We start from the raw sequence: 17,136 nt of genomic DNA on the forward strand, positions 1-17,136 counted from the left end.
CGAGGCGCTCAGTCGGAGACGCGGTCGTCCGCCAGGGCGGGGACGACCATGACCGGGCTGTGCGCGTGATGCAGCACCCCGCGCGAGGTCGATCCCAGCAGCGTGCCGGCCACGGCGCCGCGGCCGCGGGTGCCGACGACGGTCAGCTGCGCCTCGCGCGAGTGATCCGTCAGCAGCGGGACCGAGCTGCCGATCTCGACCGAGGAGCGGATCGTCACCTCCGGGACGTGGCGTGCGAGCCAGGCGGCCTCGGCCTCCAGCGAAGTCTCCAGCTCCTGCCGCTGCGCCGCGAGGGCCTGCTCCTCGACGAGATTCGGGTACCACTGGGCCAGTCCGTCGCGGGACGGGGCGGCCATGACCAGCTGCAGCTCGGCGCCGCGCTCCTCGGCGGCGTGGGCGGCGTGCAGGGCGGCGACCCGGCTCTCCGGCGAGCCGTCGACGCCCACCACCACCGGCCCCGCGTCGCCCGCCGCGTGCGAGGCCGCAGCCTCGTCCGCAGGGACGATGACCGTCGGCGCCTTCGCGTGGGACGGCAGCGCCGAGGCGACCGATCCCAGGACGAGCTCCAGGAAGCCGCCGCGGCCGCGGGCGCCGACGACGACCAGTTCGGCGGAGGCCGAGAGCTCGGCCAGCACTCCGGTGGAGTCTCCACGCTCGGCGCGATAGTCGACGCGCCCCGGGTGGCCGGCCAGGTGTTTCCGCGCGGCTTCGAGGACCGCCTCGACTTCGCGGCGGCGGACCTCTTCCTCGGGCTCCTCCGGCACGGCGGCCAGCGTCGTGTAGATCGGCGGCGAGGAACGATAGGCGGTGACGACGGTCAATGGCGACTCCCGGCGCCGAGCGATCTCGGCGGCATGGTCGAGTGCGCGTCGGGAGTTCTCGGAACCGTCGAAGCCGACGACGACGCCGAGCGGTCGCTGAGCGGCGTCGAAGGCGATGGAGGAGTGAGCGGTGGTCGTCTCTCGTGACATGGTGTTCCTCCTGTGTCGGAGTCCTGAGTGAGACGACGGCGGACCGCCCTCGATCCGGCGGACCGCCGTCGAGGGCGAGTCTACTCCCCGATTTCTACACGCTGTAGAACTCTCGTCCGTCACAACCACCCGTGCTCGGCGGCGAGGCGGGCGGCGTCGTGTCGGTTCTGTGCATGGGTCTTGCCGATGATCGCCGAGAGGTGATTGCGCACCGTGCCGGGGGAGAGGTGGATCGTCTCGGCGATCGTCCGCACCGAGGCGCCGTCGGCCGCGGCGCGCAGCACCTGCTGCTCGCGCGCGGTGAGCGGGTTCTCGCCGCCGGCCAGCGAGGCGGCGGCCAGCTGCGGGTCGACGACGCGTTCGCCCGCGGCGACCCGGCGCACCGCCTGGGCGAGCTGCTCGGCGGGGGTGTCCTTGACGATGAATCCGGCCGCGCCTGCGTCCATGGCCCGGCGCAGGTAGCCCGGTCGGCCGAAGGTAGTCACGATCAGGCACCGGCAGTCGGGAGCCTCGCGGGTCAGCTGTCCGGCGACGGCGAGCCCGTCGGCGCCGGGCATCTCGATGTCGACCAGCGCGACATCGGGACGATGGGCCTGCACGGCGGCCAGCACCTCGTCGCCGCGGCCGACGGCGGCGACGACGGTCAGGTCCGGCTCCAGCTCGAGCAGCGCGGCGAGCCCGCCGCGGACCAGGTCCTGGTCGTCGGCCAGCAGCAGGCGGATCGGCGCGTCGGCGGTCGAGGGGGCCTTCGGCGAGCTCATCCGGCGATCACCTCCACACGTGTGCCGGACCCGGAAGCCTCGTCGGCCGGCCCCAGCCGGACCTCGGCCCCCTGGGCGGCGGCGCGCTCGCGGAGTCCGCGCAGCCCGGTGCCGCCGGCGGCACCGTCGTAGGACGCGACGGGGGCGGGCGCCCCGTCGCCGTGGGGCCGCGGGCAGCCGACGCCGTCGTCGACGATCTCCATCCGCTCCGGCGTCACGGTGATCCGGCAGCGCTCCGCCTGCGCGTGGCGGACCACATTGGTCACCGCCTCGCGCAGCGCCCAGGCGAAGAGCCTCCGGCGCTCGGCCTCGTCCTCTTCCGGGCCGCCCGGCTCGGGCGGATCCTCGAGCCGCAGCTCCTCGGCGACGTCGATCTGCGCGGTGATCCCGGCGGCGGCCAGCGTCCTGCGCGCGGTGGCCAGCTCGCCGGCCAGTTCCGGGGTGCGCAGCCGGCTGACGGTGCTGCGCACCTGATCCAGCGCCTCGCGGGAGAGCGCGTCGATGGTGTCCAGCTCGGCGCGGGCCCGCTCGGGGTCGGTGTCGATGAGCCGCCGGGCCAGCTGCGTGCGGATGGACAGTCCGGTCAGCGAGTGGCCGAGCACGTCGTGGACGTCGCGGGCGATGGCGTCGCGCTCGGCGGCCGAACGCAGCCGATCCTCGACCAGCCGCGTGCGCCGCTCGTTGTGCTCCACGAGCCTGGCGAAGATGATGATCAGCACGCCGAATCCCGGGCCGGCCAGCACCCAGATCTCCTCGGCGACCAGCGCCCAGACGACGCTGGGGACCAGCCAGAGGGCGACGCCGAGCGGCAGCCCGAGGCGCAGCGGCAGGGTGAAGACCAGCAGGGCGGTGAGGAACGGGGTGTAGGCCGTCGACCAGGAGCCGGCGCCCGGGGCGGCCAGCACGATCAGTCCGATGAGCACGATCAGTCCGACCAGCAGGATCCTGCGCTCGCGCCGGCCCACCAGATGACTGTCCGGCAGGCGCCAGAACAGCCACAGGTAGACGATGCTGAACAGCAGCGTCGCCGCCACGGTCAGCGCGGTCCAGACCGGCGCGACCGGCCGCAGGAACGCCGAGCCCACCGGCAGCGCGAGCACGGCCAGCCAGATGCCGGCATAGGCGACGCCGTGGAACGACCCCGTGCCGTCGTGGCTGGGCTGGCTGTCGGTCCTCATGCCGCCCATGCTACGCATCCCCTCCGTCTGCTCCGCGGTGGACCTTCGCCGCTCATGCCCACGCTCACTGCCGACGTGTCCGCCGTCGTTGGGCGAGCAGGCACAGTGCTCCGAAGATCAGCGTCCAGGCGAGGACGTTGGCCAGCACCATCCACAGCGGATCGGTCCCGCCGGGTCCGGCCATGCCGACCAGCATCCCGTCGGTGAGCGGGTAGCGAGCCAGCGCGACCAGGCCGTACATCGGGGTGAGTCGACCGATGTCGAGGAGGACGCCGTCCAGCGGCATGAAGCCGTTGCCGAGGAAGCTGAAGATCACCAGGATCCCGCTGGCGGTGCCGACGGCGGCGTCCGAGCGGAAGGTCAGTCCGATCGCCAGCCCGTAGAGGGCGAAGGGGGCCGCACCGAGGATGGTCAGCGCCGCGGCGGCCAGCCAGGTGCCCAGCGGCATGTCGGCGATGGTGAGCACCCCGGCGAGGTTGAGCACCACCACCGGCAGCGCGGCCATCGCCAACGAGATCACCGTCTTGGCTCCGACGAAGACCCCGGGCGGCATCGCGGTCAGCGACAGCTGCCGACCCCACCCCTGCTGCAGCTCGACGGCGGCGGATCCGGCCAGCGAGGCGGTCGCCATCGCCGCGCCGTAGCAGGCGATGCCGATCATGATCCAGGCACTGACGTTGCCGTCCTCGACCGGGCGGTCGGACCAGTCCATCGAGGCGCCGAAGAACAGGAACAGCGCCGTGGGCAGCACGATCACGAAGAAGGAGTTTCCCGCATTGCGCAGGTTCCTCCAGAAGTCCATGGCGATGTAGGTGGTCAGTCTCATCGGAGCAGCTCCTCGGGATTCTGGGCGGTGGCCTGGTCGGTGGAGCGGCCCGCGGCGTCCCCGTCGTCGCCGGTGAGCATCTGGAAGGCCTCCTCGAGACTCGCCGGTCGGACGGTGAGGTCGTGGGCGGCGGTGCGGGTGAGCAGATGGACCGCCGCGGCGTCGGGGTCGTCAGTGCGCAGCGCCAGTCGGCTGCCGCGCTGCTCGACCGCGCGGACGTCGGGCACGGCCTCCTGCAGGACGGCGAGCTCGGCCTCGGTCGGCGACCAGGTCACCTGCAGATGCGCCGCGCCGGCGCGGGAGCGGACCTCGTCGGTGGCGCCGTCGGCGAGCATCCTCCCGTGGTCGAGCAGCATCGTCCGGCGGGCGAACTGCTCGGCCTCCTCCAGGTAGTGGGTGGCGAAGAGGACGGTGGCCCCGGCGTCGGCCTGGGCGCGCATCCGGTCCCAGAACTCGTGGCGGGCGGAGACGTCCATGCCGGCGGTGGGCTCGTCGAGGATCAGCACTTCCGGGCGGGGCAGCAGCGCCAGGGCGAAGCGCAGGCGCTGCTGCTGGCCGCCGGAGCACTTGCCGACCCGGCGAGAGGCGAAGGGGCGGACGCCGGCGATGTCGATGACCTCGTCGACGTCGGCGGGGTTCCGGTGCAGCGCGGCGATCATCCGCACCGTCTCCACGGCGGTGAGATCCGGCAGCAGCCCGCCGGTCTGCAGCAGTGCGGAGATCCGGCCGTCGCGCACGGCGGCGGTCGGCGTGGTGCCCAGCACCTCGACAGAGCCCTGCTCGGGCGCCGTCAGGCCCAGGAGCACGTCGATCAGTGTGGTCTTGCCGGCGCCGTTGGGCCCCAGCAGGGCGGTTACTTCGCCGCGGGAGACGTCGAGGTCGACGCCGTCGACGGCGTGGACTCTGCCGCCGGCCCCGTCGGGATAGGTCACGCGGACGTCGCGGGTGGTGATGACTGAGGTGCGGCTCATGCCTTCAGTCTGCTCCGGGCGTCGGACCGCGCCCAGGGCCGGGAGTCATCGATCAGCCATGACAGATGTCAGGTCCCGCCCGCGCCGTTCGGTCCAGGGCTGGCGGGGCGAGCATCACGTCAGTAGTCTCAGGGGCGACGCCGCCGTCGCGCCGCCGTCGCGCCGCCGTCGCGCCGCCGTCGCGCCGCCGTCGCGCCGCCGTCGGCGGGGAAGGGAGGAGCATGGAGCCGATCGACCTGCTGCTGCCCGGCGGCCTGCTCCATGCAGGGCTGCTGACCGTGGTGATCTGCTGGGCCGGTCGCACCGGCGAACGGAACTCGCTCATCGGCATCCGCCTGTGGTCCACCGGCTCCTCGTGCGCGGCTTGGCAGGCCGGCCATCGGGCCGCACTGGGCTGGGCCTGTGCGATGCTCGGCGTCGCCGCGGCCTCCTTCGCCGTCGGCCTGGTGCTGCTGAACGGTGTCGAGAACCTGGTCGCAGGCGCGTCGATATGGCATGCGGTCCTGACCGTCGTCGTCTTCTCGGCCTGCGGGGCACTCATGATCCGTCGGGCCGATCAGGCGGCGAAGCAGATGCTGCTCGCCGAGTATGAGGAGACCGGCGAGGTTCCGGGCGCCGGAGCCGGACCCTGAACCTGCTGCTCTCGCGCCGTGAGCGCTCCCGTCGACGCACGAACGCCCCGGGCGACGGGGGAGACATCGTCGATGCCGTCCCATGCCCGGGGCGTCCGAGGGGGTCGCCTGTCGACGGTCAGGGACCGTCGGAGGCGGGGAGCCTCAGCGCGTGGCCTTGATCAGGTCCGCGCAGCGCTCGCCGATCATCATCGTGGTGATGTTCGGGTTGACCGTCGTCAGCTCCGGCATCACCGAGGCGTCGGCGACGCGCAGACTACTCACGCCCTTGACCCGCAGCTCGGGGTCCAACGGGGACATGTCGTCGTCTGCCGCGCCCATCCTCACGGTGCCGGCCGGGTGGTAGACGGTGTTGTGGGTCCGCGAGACGTAGTCGGCGATCTGCTCGTCGGTGACCACGTCCTTGCCCGGGTAGAGCTCCTCGCCGGCCCACTCGGCCATCGCCGGCTGCGAGACGATCTCGCGGGCCAGCTTGATGCCCTCGACGGCCACGCGCATGTCGTGGCCCTCGGCGTCGGTGAAGTACCGCGGGTCCACATGCGGCTTGTCCCGGTAGTCCCGCGACTGCAGCCGCACGGTGCCGCGCGACTTGGCGTGGGTGATGTTCGGGGTCAGGCAGAAGGTGTTCTCACTGGTGGGGTACCCCTGACGCAGCGTGTGCATGTCGAAGGGCACCGCGCCGTAGTGCATCATCAGGTCCGGACGGCCCGGCTTGTCGGACTCGCCGTTGCCCTCCTTGGTGTCGGCGAAGATGCCGATCTCCCACCACTGGTAGCCCTCCTCGATCATCGGCTTCTTCGCATCCCAGCCGATGACCGCCTCGGGGTGGTCCTGCAGGTGCTCGCCGACGCCGCGCGAGTCCACGCGGGAGGCGATGCCGTGCTCGGCCAGGTGCTCGGCCGGGCCGATGCCGGAGAGCATCAGCAGCTTCGGCGAGTCGATGGCGCCGGCGGAGAGCACGATCTCCCGGTTCGCGGTGATCGTGTGGGCCTTGCCGAAGGCGCCGCCGACCGCCGAGAGCCCGACGGCGCGGTCGCCGTCGAAGAGGATCTCCTTCACCCAGGTGTCGGTGAGGATGGAGAGGTTCTCGCGGTCCAGGATCGGATGCAGGTAGGAGACCGACGACGACGAGCGCGTGCCGTCCTCCTTGCGATTGACCTGGAAGAAGTTCGCGCCCTTGACCACGGTCTCGCCGGTGTTGAACTGCACCCGCGGGATGCCGGCCTGCTCGCAGGCGTCCAGCAGCGAGACGCCGCAGGGGTCGTGCGGCGGGATGGTCATCAGGTTCACCGGGCCGGTGCGGCCGTGGTGGTCGCCCTCGGCGTCGTTGGTCTCCAGGCGCTGGTAGATCGGGTAGGTGGCTTCGGCGTTCCAGCCCGCCGCGCCCATCGACTCCCACTCGTCGAGGTCCTCCTTGGGCGCCCAGAAGGCGATGCAGGAGTTGTGCGAGGAGCAGCCGCCGAGGACCTTGGCACGGGCGTGGCGCATGAAGGAGTTGCCGTTCTCCTGCGGCTCGATGGGGTAGTCCCAGTCGTAGCCGGACTCGAGCAGCTCCATCCAGCGGTTCAGCCGCAGGACGACGTCCTTGTCGGCGTCGGTCGGGCCGGCCTCCAGCAGCGCGACGCTGACCTCGGAGTCCTCGCTCAGCCGGGCGGCGACCGCCGCGCCGGCGGAGCCGCCGCCGACGACGACGTAGTCGAAAGTGGTGTTCTCAGTCATTCTCTCTCCTGTCCTCACTTCTCCGGCATCGAGAACCAGCCGCTGACCGCCGGCTCGGTGTTCTGATAGATGTGCTTGGTCTCGCGGTACTCCTCCAAGCCGCCCAGGCCGAGCTCGCGCCCGATGCCGGACTGCTTGAAGCCGCCCCACTCCGCCTGCGGCAGGTAGGGGTGGTAGTCGTTGACCCAGATGGTGCCGTGGCGCAGCTTCGACGACACCCGGTGGGCGATGCCCGCATCGGAGGTCCACACCGCGCCGGCCAGTCCGTAGTGGGTGTCGTTGGCCGTGGCGATGGCCTCCTGTTCGGTGGAGAAGGTCTCCACGGTGATCACCGGGCCGAAGGCCTCCTCGACGACGACGCTCATCCCGCGGGTGACCTGGTCGAGGACGGTCGGGGCGTAGAAGCAGCCGTCCTTGAGCTCCTCGCCGCCCCAGTGGCCGCCGGTGCGCAGCCGCGCACCCTCGGCGACGCCCTGCTCGACGTAGCGGGTGACCTTGTCGCGGTGCTCGGCCGAGATCAGCGGGCCGGTCTCGGCGGACTCGTCGAACGGGCCGCCCATGCGGATGTGCTCCGCGCGGCGGACCAGCTCGTCGACGAACTTCTCCGCGATGGTGTCCTGGACGATCAGCCGGCTGCCGGCGGAGCAGACCAGGCCGGAGTCCAGGAATCCGGCGTTGAGCGCGTTGTCCACCGCGGCATCGAAGTCGGCGTCGGCGAAGACCACGTTGGGGTTCTTGCCGCCGAGCTCCAGGGCGATCTTCTTGACGGTCTCCGAGGCGGCCGCGGCGATCTTCCGGCCGGTGACCAGACCGCCGGTGAAGGAGATCAGGTCGACGTCCGGGTGAGAGGACAGCGGGGCACCGGCGGTCGCGCCGGCACCGAGCACCAGGTTCGCCACGCCGGCCGGGAGGCCCAGCTTGTCCAGGACGTCCATGATCAGGATCGCGGTGTGCGGGGTCAGCTCGGCGGGCTTGAGCACCAGCGAGTTGCCGGCGGCCAGCGCCGGGGCGATCTTCCACGCGGCCTGCAGCAGCGGGAAGTTCCACGGGGTGATCATCCCGCAGACGCCGACAGGCTCGTGGACGACCTTGGAGACGACGGTCGGGTCGCCGGCGTCGACGATGCGGCCGGCGTCGGCGTCGGCCAGCTTCCCGAAGTGGCGGAAGCAGCCGATGATGTCGTCCATGTCGATCTGAGCCTCGACGAACCGCTTGCCGGTGTCGAGGGCCTCGGCGCGGGCGAACTCGTCCTTGCGCTCGGTGATGGCGTCGGCGACCTTCATCACCAGCGCGCCGCGCTCGGCGGCCGGGGTGTCGACCCAGACGCGGGATTCGAAGGCCTTCTTGGCCGCGGCGATGGCCTTCAGCGTGTCGGCCTCGCCGGCCTCGGCGACGACGCCGACCTCGGCGCCGTCGGCCGGGCAGGTGATGGTGCGGGTCTCGCCGGATTCGGCGGGCACCCACCGGCCGTCGATGTACAGGGTCTCTGTGGTCATGGGGAACTCCTCGTGATCGGTGGTCTCGGGGTGGTCACTCGGACGGACGGCTGCGGTCATGGTCCCAGTCGTCGGGGACGGCCTCGGTGTTCAGCGTCACGAGCTGACCGCCGTCCTGCTGGCTCATGTGCAGCACCGCGAGGTGGCGCTCATAGGAGTCCAGCACATCGGCGATGACCTGCTCCTTGTTGCAGCCGAAGATGTCCCGGCCGGAGGATCCGGTCGTGGAGAAGATCTCCACGCGGAAGAAGTTCTCCTCGGCCGAGCGGAACCGCATCGCGAAGTGCGGCACCGCGTACTCCACCGGGTAGGCCTGGTACTTGAAGAGCGGGTGGCCGTCGAACTCCACATGGAGGTCGATCTGCGGCAGGTCCGTGTCCGGGACGGTGCCGCGGGCGCAGTAGACCTGCACGCCCTGCTCCTCGAGCTCTGCGGCGACCTCCTCGATGGCCGGGGCGGCGGTGGTCTCCATGAACTCCGTGACCTCGTCGGCCGTGGGGTAGTGCATGTCGCGGGCCAGCCGCCGGCGCCACCGGCCGCCGGCCGAGCCGCCGTCCATGATCCGCTCGGAGAGGGCAGCCGGCAGGGCCGCGCGCATCGAGTCGGCCGAGTACTTCTCCTGGCGCAGGGTGCGCCAGACGCTGGCCATGAGCATGTACAGCACGATGGACAGCGGCACACCGATGATCACCGCGGCCATCTGCAGCGAGTAGACGCCGTCGAGGATGAGCATCACCAGTGTCAGCGCGCCGATGATGACGCTCCAGACGATGCGCAGCCACGGGGGACCGTCGGAGTCGGCGGTCTTGGTGTTCGAGGTGAAGTTGGCCAGCACCAGCGCTCCGGAGTCGGCCGAGGTGACGTAGAACAGCAGCCCGACCACGACCGAGACGCCGATGACGAAGGTGGCCCCGGGGAACTGGTTGATCAGCTCGTAGAAGCCGGCGCCCTCGGCGTCCTCGGCTGCGGCGGCGAAGTCGGCGTCGCCGCCCATGATCCGGAAGACGGTGGCGTTGCCGAAGATGGAGATCCACAGCGCGTTGAAGGCGAACGGCACCAGCAGCACGCCGATGATGAACTGACGCAGCGTGCGGCCGCGCGAGATGCGGGCCAGGAACAGGCCGACGAACAGCGCCCAGGCCATCCACCAGGTCCAGAAGAAGATGGTCCACCACTCGAGCCAGCCCTCCTGGGCCCAGGCATCGGAGGTGTTGTAGGCGAAGGTGTCCATCAGCATGCTCGGGGCCTGCACGAAGGAGTCGCCGATGTTCTTCACCAGGGCGTTGAGCAGCCGTGCGGTCTCTCCGGAGATCAGCACGTAGAACATCATGATGATGGCCACGACGACGTTCAGCTCGGCCAGTCGCCGGATGCCCTTGTCGACGCCGGAGACGGTGGAGAAGGTCACCACGACGGCTGCCAGCACGATCAGCGCGGCCTGCACGCCGGTGGTGGCCTCGATCCCGAACAGGTGATTCAGGCCGTAGGACAGGAACACGACGCCGATGCCGAGGCTGGTCGCGATGCCGAAGATGGTGCCCAGCACGGCGGCGATCTGGACGCTGGTGCCGGCGGCTCCTTCGGCGCGCTTGCCGATGATCGGGTAGAGCGCCGAGCGGATGCTCAGCGGCAGGTGATGGCGGTAGGCGAAGAGGCCGAAGGCCATGCCGGTCAGCGCGTACATCGCCCATCCGGGGAAGCCGTAGTGGAACATCGTCCAGATCGCCGCGTCGCCGGCGGCCTCCATGGACTCGGGGCTCGTGCCGGGGCCGACGCGGTAGTTGGCGGCCGGACCGATGACCGAGAAGTACATCAGGTCGACGCCGATGCCGGCGGCGAAGAGCATCGAGGCCCAGGTGAACAGATTGAACTTCGGCTTCGCGTGGTCCGGGCCGAGTTTGGTGTTGCCCACCCTGGAGAACGCGACGATCAGCACGAAGACCAGGATGATCGCGGCCGTCAGGATGAAGTACCAGCCCAGGTTGCCGCTGAGCCAGGTGAAGGCGCTCTCGAGGGTGTTGTAGGCCGCGGTCGGTGCGAGGGCGGCCCACAGGGTGAAGGCGACGATGATCGCCGCGGAGATGATGAAGACTGGCCAGTTGACACTGGCCGACTTGGGACTCTCGCGACGTCGACCGCCGCCTGCGGTCTGCGCAGCCGACGGCTGCGGATGATCCGTGGCGGATGGCATGTGAAGTTGTCCTTCCTCCGGTGCGATGACCTCATCGGTGCGTGAAGTACTCAGGAGTTCCGTGATCGATGTCTCACCCTGCCCATACTGCAGGGTGAACCTGGTGGATCCTAGCCAATCCGGCCGAGCGGCCGACATGGGGTGACGCTCATCGCGGTGAACCGGGGCCGGAGTCGCTTCCCCCGCGCAGAGCGCGATAGGTTGGGTGACCGTGGCACTGACTATCGGAATCGTGGGACTCCCCAACGTGGGCAAGTCCACACTCTTCAACGCGCTGACCCGGCAGACCATCCTCGCGGCGAACTACCCGTTCGCCACGATCGAGCCCAACGTCGGGGTCGTCGACCTGCCCGACGACCGGCTGGGCGAGCTCGCCGAGATGTTCGACTCGGAGCGGATCCTGCCGGCGACCGTCTCGTTCGTCGACATCGCCGGCATCGTCAAGGGCGCCTCCGAGGGCGAGGGGCTGGGCAACCAGTTCCTGGCCAACATCCGCGAGGCCCATGCGATCGCCCAGGTGGTGCGCGCCTTCGAGGACGACAACGTCGTCCACGTCGACGGCGACGTGGACCCGACCTCGGACATGGAGACGATCAACACCGAGCTGGTGCTGGCGGATCTGCAGACGCTCGAGAACGCGATCCCCAAGCTGGAGAAGCAGGTCAAGGGCAAGAAGGCGGATCAGGCGCAGCTCGACGCCTACCTCGCCGCCCAGACGGTCGCCGAGCGCGGCGAGACCATCTTCTCCGCGCTGTCCTCCGGCGAGCTCGACGGCGAGCACCTCGGCCAGCTGAACCTGCTGACCGCCAAGCCTTTCATCTACGTCTTCAACTGCGACGAGACGGTGCTGGGCTCCGCGGAGAAGCAGAAGGAGCTGGCCGACCTGGTCGCGCCGGCGCAGGCGGTCTTCCTCGATGCGAAGCTCGAGGCCGACCTGGTGGAGCTCTCCGAGGAGGAGGCCCGCGAGATGCTGGAGATGAACGGCCAGGACGAGTCCGGCCTGTCCCAGCTGGCGCGCGTCGGCTTCGACACTCTGGGGCTGCAGAGCTACCTGACCGCAGGGCCGAAGGAGGCCCGCGCCTGGACGATCAACCAGGGCGACACCGCACCGCAGGCGGCCGGCGTGATCCACACCGACTTCCAGCGCGGCTTCATCAAGGCCGAGATCGTCTCCTACGAGGACCTGATGGCCGCCGGCTCGATGGCCGAGGCCAAGTCCAACGGCAAGGTGCGCCTGGAGGGCAAGGACTACGTCATGAAGGACGGCGACGTGGTCGACTTCAAGTTCAACGTGTAGAACGTCAGATCAGGCGGGCGCACAGGGTGCTTCGCACACAGTCGAGCGCAGGAAGCCGGACCGCGAGGATGGACGGGACCAGGTGAAACATCGCCTCGGACGCCCTGGTCCCTGACGCCTGAGTTTCGACGACGCGGGATCGACAGGGTCATGGAGGCCTTCACCTGACGTGTTGTGATGCGTGCGCACATGATCAGGTCGAGTCCGATGGGAGTGAGCCCGGCTCCATGTGTCGGTGCCCTTCGTCGACCACCGCGGTGCCGAACTCGACGACGGGGAACGCGTTCAGCACCGCGGTAGCAGTCTCGCAGCTGCTCGACAGGCGCGTCGGACGGACCCAGCAACACGTCACAACGTGAAGAGGGGGGGGCAGTGGTAGGTGCGCCCCGCAACCTGAGACGATTCGAGGTTCTCGAGAGGGATCAGGCTGCCTGGTCGCGTCTGATCATCGGGGACTTCGGCCTCCATCGGCAGCCTGGCACGCCGCCAGGGCTGCTTCCGGCCGGATCGACGAAGAGTCTTCTACCCACGGACCTCGTCCGCGAATCGGGTCCGAGCCGTCTTGCTGATCGGCGTGAAGAAATTGATGAGGTTGCCGTCCGGATCCCTGGCGAGCAGCGAACGATTTCCCCAAGGCATGTCGGTCGGCTGGTTGACGAACACATCGACGACTTCCTGAAGAGCCTCGCAGGTCTCGTCGACGTCGTCGACGAGGAAGTCCAGGGTGACGCTGCGGTTCGCGCGATCCTCGGCGACGTTCTCTCCGAGCAGCGGCACCGTGGCGGAGCTGGCGATGGCCAGCGTGCCGGACGGGGTGCGAAGTTCGGCGAACATCGGGTGAAGACGCTCCGGAGTGATGCCGGTTGCTGTTTCGTAGAACGCGACGAGCGCGTCGACGTCGTCGGTGATGATCCGGGTGGCTGCCAACTGCATGGCGGTCTCCTTCTGTCGTGAATCATGAATGTGGCCCGCGGACCCGGCCACGCACATCACGGTACGGTCAATACCGGGCGAAAATGGCCCGGTATATGAACGACAATGGCTGCCATGGCCGACACCACCGCTCGAGCGTTGCAGTTGCTCGAACTCCTGCAGTCTGCGCAGCAGCGCACGGTCGCGGAGCTGTCAGATCGCCTCGGCGTCGACGAGCGGACTGTTCGCAGGGATATGGCGCGGCTGGTCGATCTGGGCCTGCCCGTCGAGACGATGCGAGGGCGCTACGGCGGCTATCGGCTCGCGCCCGGCCGGCGCGTCCTCCCGCTCATGTTCAGCTCTGAGGAGGTCGTCGCGGTCTATCTCGGGCTCGCCCGTGCGCAGGCGGCTTCACGCGAACCGGAGATCGCCGCGCAGACTGCCTTGTCCAAGATCAAACGAGCCTTGCCGACCGCTGATGCGGAACGGATCGATGCCCTTCTCGGGGTGATGACGCGTACTTCCGAGCAGTGCGACGTCGCTCCCGACCCTGCTGTGATGCTGACTTTGGCGGAGGCCGTGGACCTTCGACACGTCCTCGACCTGCGCTATGTCAGTGGCCAAGGTGTCCCATCTCGGCGCACGATCCACCCCTACGGTCTGGTCGCGCACTCGGACCGGTGGTATCTCGTCGCCTTCGACACGGACCGCCAGGAGGAACGGACGTTCCGGGTCGATCGGATTCGGACGGCTCGGTCGATACGCGGAACCTTCGCGCCGCCGCCACAATCCGATGCGGCAGGGCGCCTGCTCGATCTCTTCGTCACGGCCGACTACCGCTGGCATGTCGTGCTGCACATTCGAGGGACGGAGGGGCACATCAGGGGCCATCTTCCGCGGAGTGTGGCTCGACTCGACAGGTCGGACCATGGGCATGTCGGGGCGCCTGAAGACGCCACCTGGTATCGAACTGAGATCCATGCTGCCGCCCTCGATTGGTTGCCGCCCGTCATCGCGGCTCTCGACTGCGAAGTGGTGATCGATCGCCCCGACGAGCTCCGAACGCGGGTGAGGGCCGCAGCCGCATGGATGCTGCGCGCAGCCGGCGACGACCGGGACTCGACCTGAGCATGGTCCGGAAACCCTCGCCAGGGGCACGTGTTGGAACTCCAAATCAGCTTCCGCAAGATGCGCCATGAGCTGGGATGCTCCACATAAGCCTGGTGGCATGACCGACGTCGCACCGTCCGCTGAGATGCTCGTGCGTCGCGAGCTGCTCGATGCGTGCAGCGGCGAGTTCCACACGCTGCCGGTGAGGTGAGGTCCGTGGAATCCTCGCCTGTTCGACCTCGCGCATCTGTCGTTCCTCGTCGCCACTCCGGGGCGCGGCATCGACGAACGCGTCCCGACGTCCTCGCATCCGCGACCTGCGCGTCCTCGCGCTCGCCGCATTCCAGGTTCGATTCCAACGGGGTCTGCCGCTCGTGCTGGTGCACACGTTCGCGAACGCGCCTGTGATCTTCATCGACTGCGACGCGCCCCTTGTTGTCGATGCCGCCAGGTCACACCGGGCTGGCCGTGGTGGACGGGGGTGCTGACGACCGCGCGAAGGACCCGTCGGATCGGGGCGCTGGGCGGGCATCGGTGAGTGCGCGGGCCGATTGACGTTTCTCAGGAGTCCCTTGCTCAGCCGATTTTGAGACGTCGCGTCGTATCGTGCCGGAAGTCGGTCGACTTCACTTTCAAGACGCGAAGCCTTGACCAGGAGCGGCGATGGCCTCGGGATCGGCCACACAGCCCGGGGCCTCATACCGTCCGAGGGCTGTGCGCTTCTCGTGCGTGCATGAGATGTCCCGATCGTGGGAACTGGGTCTCCGCGGTCCGGCGCCTTCGCCGAGGGCGAGCCGGTGGGGAGTGGACCACCTATGACGCTCAGGGCAAGCCGTACAAAGCCACGGACCGAGGCGTCGGTGGGTAGGCGACGTGAGTCGCGGACGGTCGTGCCCTTTGGCATCCGAAGCTTGAGCTCGAGCGTCGTCGTCGGGTGCGCTCCGGGACGTTTCTCAGGTGCCGGGTCGGCGACTGGTGAAACTGTCTTCGAGGCTCAAACGGCGATCCGATGTGCCAGCTGGTCAGCAATGCTGCGCGGAGCCCGCCCGAGGAGCTGGGTCAGCATGGGAGCGGATCTCGCGAAATGGCCGCTCCGTGTCGCCTGGAACATCGAGAGCGTGAATCGTGCCGCGCCCTCCGGTGTGCCGTTCGCCACCTCCTCGGCGACCCATTCCTCATCGTCGACGACGACGCGCTCGACGTGGCGGCCGGTGATCTCGGATGCAGCTGCGGCGAAGTCGGCGAGGGTGACGGGGGAGGGCAGCGTCAGATCGACGGGACCGTCGAAGGCGGCATCACTGGTGAGGATCGCGGCGGCAGCTTCGGCGGCATCACGCCGATCGACCCATGAGAACGGGCCGTCGGCCGGCTTGGTGATGGCTCCGGTCTCCTGCCAGCGGCCGAGCAGCTGACCGGGATGCCCGTAGAACCCGTTGCGCAGTGCCGTCCATGGCACGCCTGTCGCGGCGAGGTGCTGCTCCGTGGCGGCATGGATGGCCAGCGGCGGATACGGGGTGTCGAAGCCGGTCCCATGGGCGCTGGTGTACAGGATCCGTCGGGCACCAGCCTCTGCCGCGGCATCGATCGCCGTCCGGTGCTGGGTGACGACGTCGGCGGTGACGTCGCTGGAGGAGACTAGAAGCACCTGCTCAGCGTCGGCGAAGGAGTGACGCAGCGCCGCCGGGTCGTCGTAGCTTCCCCGCCTCACGCGGACTCCCTGATCGGACAGGTGCTTCGCACGTTCCGGGTCACGCACGCTGACTCCGAGGTGGGCCGCAGGAATCCGCTGCAGAAGGTAGTCGACGGTGGCGCCGTTGAGGACGCCTGTCGCTCCAGTCACGATGATCATGAGGATGTCCTTTCGTCGAGGCGGCGCGACGTTGTCGTGCCGCTGAGAGTGGCGACGACGGCGCGCAAGGAGCCCGCTCGATAAATTGACCCGTTCCGTCAACTTATGGTCATGAGACAGCTTGCGGTAAGTTGACTTGGTCGGTCAAATTGTCTCGGCGTGGAAGGAGGAGCAATGGCTTCCAGCACGGGGTCCTCACCGGGGCTTCGCTCGGATGCCCGACGCAACGTCGAACGCATCCATATCGCTGCGGTGGAGGCATTCCGGGAGCAGGGCCTCGCAGTGCCGCTCGAGGAGATCGCTGCCGCAGCCCGTGTGAGCAAGGCGACCATCTTCAACAGGCTCGGAGGACGGGTCGGCTTGATCGACGCCGTCATCGGCGACGTGGTCGCAGGCGAACTCAGGGGCGTCATCGACGACGCGCGGTCCGTCGCGGGGGCCCGAGAACGGATCTGTTTCTATGTCAGGGCGATACGGGATCTCCAGTATCGCCTGCCGGCTGTCAACGACGTCCTGCTGCAGGAGTTCCCCGACTCCGAGAAGCTCATGGCGCTGTGCCACGCCGGAGGGGCCTTCCACGAGACCCTGGTCGCAGAAGGGCACGCGGCCGGTGTGCTGGCCCAGGGGCTCACGCCCGACGACTTTCATGCCTTGACCCTGAACAACGCCCTCGCCCTCAAGTACGGCGGTCTACCTTCCAAACCGGACTACGACCGCCGCACCGCATTCGTCCTCGGCGGGATCTGTGGACCAGTGCAGCGGCCGAGCTAGTGCCGCGGGGCCGCGGTCGCCGTCAGCTGCGGCGCCGGCGGGGCTCTCACGTCGCACGTCGGGGGCTGGCAGGAAGACTCGGGCCGTGGGGCCGGCCCAGCGCGGTATGGACCGACGACTCAGCGGTTCCTGGGCGCCCCTCCGAGGATCTGTTGCAGCGGGATGCGGCCGTCCTGCCACGGGGTGAGCAGCCAGATCACCAGGTAGGCACCGATGCCCACCACGGGCAGCAGGGAGAGGACGACGAGCAGCAGGCGGACCAGCCAGACATTCATGCCCAGCTTCTCGGCGAGGCTGCCGCCGATGCCGGCGAGGAGGCGCTTCGGCCCGCGGCGGAATCCGATCCGGCGGATGGCGTCGAAGAAGTGTTCCATGCCCTGATGATACGCATCCTGGCCCGTCGACTCGTCCAGGAGAGCCGCATGCCGCGGCCTCGGGCAGACCGGCGAACC

General features: G+C 69.2%; 15 protein-coding genes. 4 read left to right on the plus strand and 11 right to left on the minus strand.

The annotated features are described in order from the left end of the window. Positions 1-8 precede the first annotated feature (8 nt). The 5 genes from GU5_RS0101460 to GU5_RS0101480 form a co-directional block, all read right to left on the minus strand. Positions 9-971 carry a universal stress protein gene (locus tag GU5_RS0101460; protein ID WP_010523807.1) on the minus strand — a complete coding sequence of 321 codons (963 nt, stop codon included), beginning with the start codon at positions 969-971 and terminating at the stop codon, positions 9-11. A 119-nt stretch (positions 972-1,090) separates the two neighbouring features. Continuing rightward, a complete protein-coding gene (locus tag GU5_RS0101465; RefSeq protein ID WP_010523808.1) occupies positions 1,091-1,732 on the minus strand; it encodes a response regulator transcription factor in 642 nt (213 codons plus the stop codon). Next, positions 1,729-2,910, minus strand: a complete 1,182-nt coding sequence (locus tag GU5_RS13445; protein ID WP_139084258.1) for a sensor histidine kinase — start codon at positions 2,908-2,910, stop codon at positions 1,729-1,731. Before GU5_RS13445 ends, GU5_RS0101465 begins: the two co-directional genes overlap by 4 nt. A gap of 64 nt (positions 2,911-2,974) precedes the next feature. Continuing rightward, positions 2,975-3,736 carry an ABC transporter permease gene (locus GU5_RS0101475; RefSeq protein ID WP_010523810.1) on the minus strand — a complete coding sequence of 254 codons (762 nt, stop codon included), beginning with the start codon at positions 3,734-3,736 and terminating at the stop codon, positions 2,975-2,977. Then, the gene (locus GU5_RS0101480; RefSeq protein WP_010523811.1) at positions 3,733-4,707 is read right to left on the minus strand and encodes an ABC transporter ATP-binding protein; all 975 of its coding nucleotides are present in this window, start codon (positions 4,705-4,707) and stop codon (positions 3,733-3,735) included. The genes GU5_RS0101475 and GU5_RS0101480 overlap by 4 nt, the downstream gene beginning before the upstream one ends. Positions 4,708-4,928: 221 nt before the next feature. Here GU5_RS0101480 and GU5_RS13450 point away from each other — a divergent pair, with 221 nt between their 5' ends. Next, the gene (locus GU5_RS13450; RefSeq protein WP_010523812.1) at positions 4,929-5,339 is read left to right on the plus strand and encodes a hypothetical protein; all 411 of its coding nucleotides are present in this window, start codon (positions 4,929-4,931) and stop codon (positions 5,337-5,339) included. Positions 5,340-5,483: 144 nt separating this feature from the next. On the opposite strand, the gene GU5_RS0101490 is transcribed toward GU5_RS13450, so the two are convergent. Genes GU5_RS0101490 through betT form a run of 3 tightly spaced genes read right to left on the minus strand, consistent with a single transcriptional unit; the run spans position 5,484 to position 10,745 of the window. Then, positions 5,484-7,058, minus strand: a complete 1,575-nt coding sequence (locus GU5_RS0101490) for a GMC family oxidoreductase (protein WP_010523813.1) — start codon at positions 7,056-7,058, stop codon at positions 5,484-5,486. 14 nt (positions 7,059-7,072) lie between these two features. Further along, positions 7,073-8,554 (minus strand): aldehyde dehydrogenase family protein, encoded by a 1,482-nt coding sequence (locus GU5_RS0101495; protein WP_029513922.1) that lies wholly within the window; start codon positions 8,552-8,554, stop codon positions 7,073-7,075. A gap of 34 nt (positions 8,555-8,588) precedes the next feature. Next, positions 8,589-10,745, minus strand: coding sequence for a choline BCCT transporter BetT (betT, locus tag GU5_RS13455; RefSeq protein WP_010523815.1), 2,157 nt, complete (start codon positions 10,743-10,745; stop codon positions 8,589-8,591). Positions 10,746-10,956: 211 nt separating this feature from the next. On the opposite strand from betT, the gene ychF reads away from it, so the two are divergent. Further along, positions 10,957-12,042, plus strand: a complete 1,086-nt coding sequence (gene ychF / locus GU5_RS0101505) for a redox-regulated ATPase YchF (RefSeq protein WP_010523816.1) — start codon at positions 10,957-10,959, stop codon at positions 12,040-12,042. Between the two features lie 522 nt (positions 12,043-12,564). On the opposite strand, the gene GU5_RS0101510 is transcribed toward ychF, so the two are convergent. Beyond that, the gene (locus tag GU5_RS0101510; protein ID WP_010523817.1) at positions 12,565-12,975 is read right to left on the minus strand and encodes a VOC family protein; all 411 of its coding nucleotides are present in this window, start codon (positions 12,973-12,975) and stop codon (positions 12,565-12,567) included. Positions 12,976-13,089: 114 nt separating this feature from the next. On the opposite strand from GU5_RS0101510, the gene GU5_RS0101515 reads away from it, so the two are divergent. Further along, positions 13,090-14,082: a YafY family protein gene (locus GU5_RS0101515; RefSeq protein WP_010523818.1), complete on the plus strand. Its 993-nt coding sequence runs from the start codon at positions 13,090-13,092 to the stop codon at positions 14,080-14,082. A 976-nt stretch (positions 14,083-15,058) separates the two neighbouring features. Here the strand turns inward: GU5_RS0101515 and GU5_RS0101525 are convergent. Continuing rightward, the gene (locus GU5_RS0101525; protein WP_010523819.1) at positions 15,059-15,913 is read right to left on the minus strand and encodes an NAD(P)H-binding protein; all 855 of its coding nucleotides are present in this window, start codon (positions 15,911-15,913) and stop codon (positions 15,059-15,061) included. A gap of 174 nt (positions 15,914-16,087) precedes the next feature. Between GU5_RS0101525 and GU5_RS0101530 the strand changes: the two genes are divergently transcribed. After that, complete coding sequence (locus GU5_RS0101530; RefSeq protein WP_010523820.1) at positions 16,088-16,684, plus strand: TetR/AcrR family transcriptional regulator; 597 nt, start codon at positions 16,088-16,090, stop codon at positions 16,682-16,684. Between the two features lie 119 nt (positions 16,685-16,803). Here GU5_RS0101530 and GU5_RS0101535 read toward each other — a convergent pair whose 3' ends face one another. Continuing rightward, entirely contained in the window at positions 16,804-17,058 is a 255-nt protein-coding gene (locus tag GU5_RS0101535) for a PspC domain-containing protein (RefSeq protein WP_010523821.1), read from the minus strand. Between the last annotated feature and the right edge of the window lie 78 nt (positions 17,059-17,136).

Origin of the sequence: Nesterenkonia sp. F, from assembly GCF_000220985.1 — a bacterium.
GTDB lineage: Bacteria > Actinomycetota > Actinomycetes > Actinomycetales > Micrococcaceae > Nesterenkonia.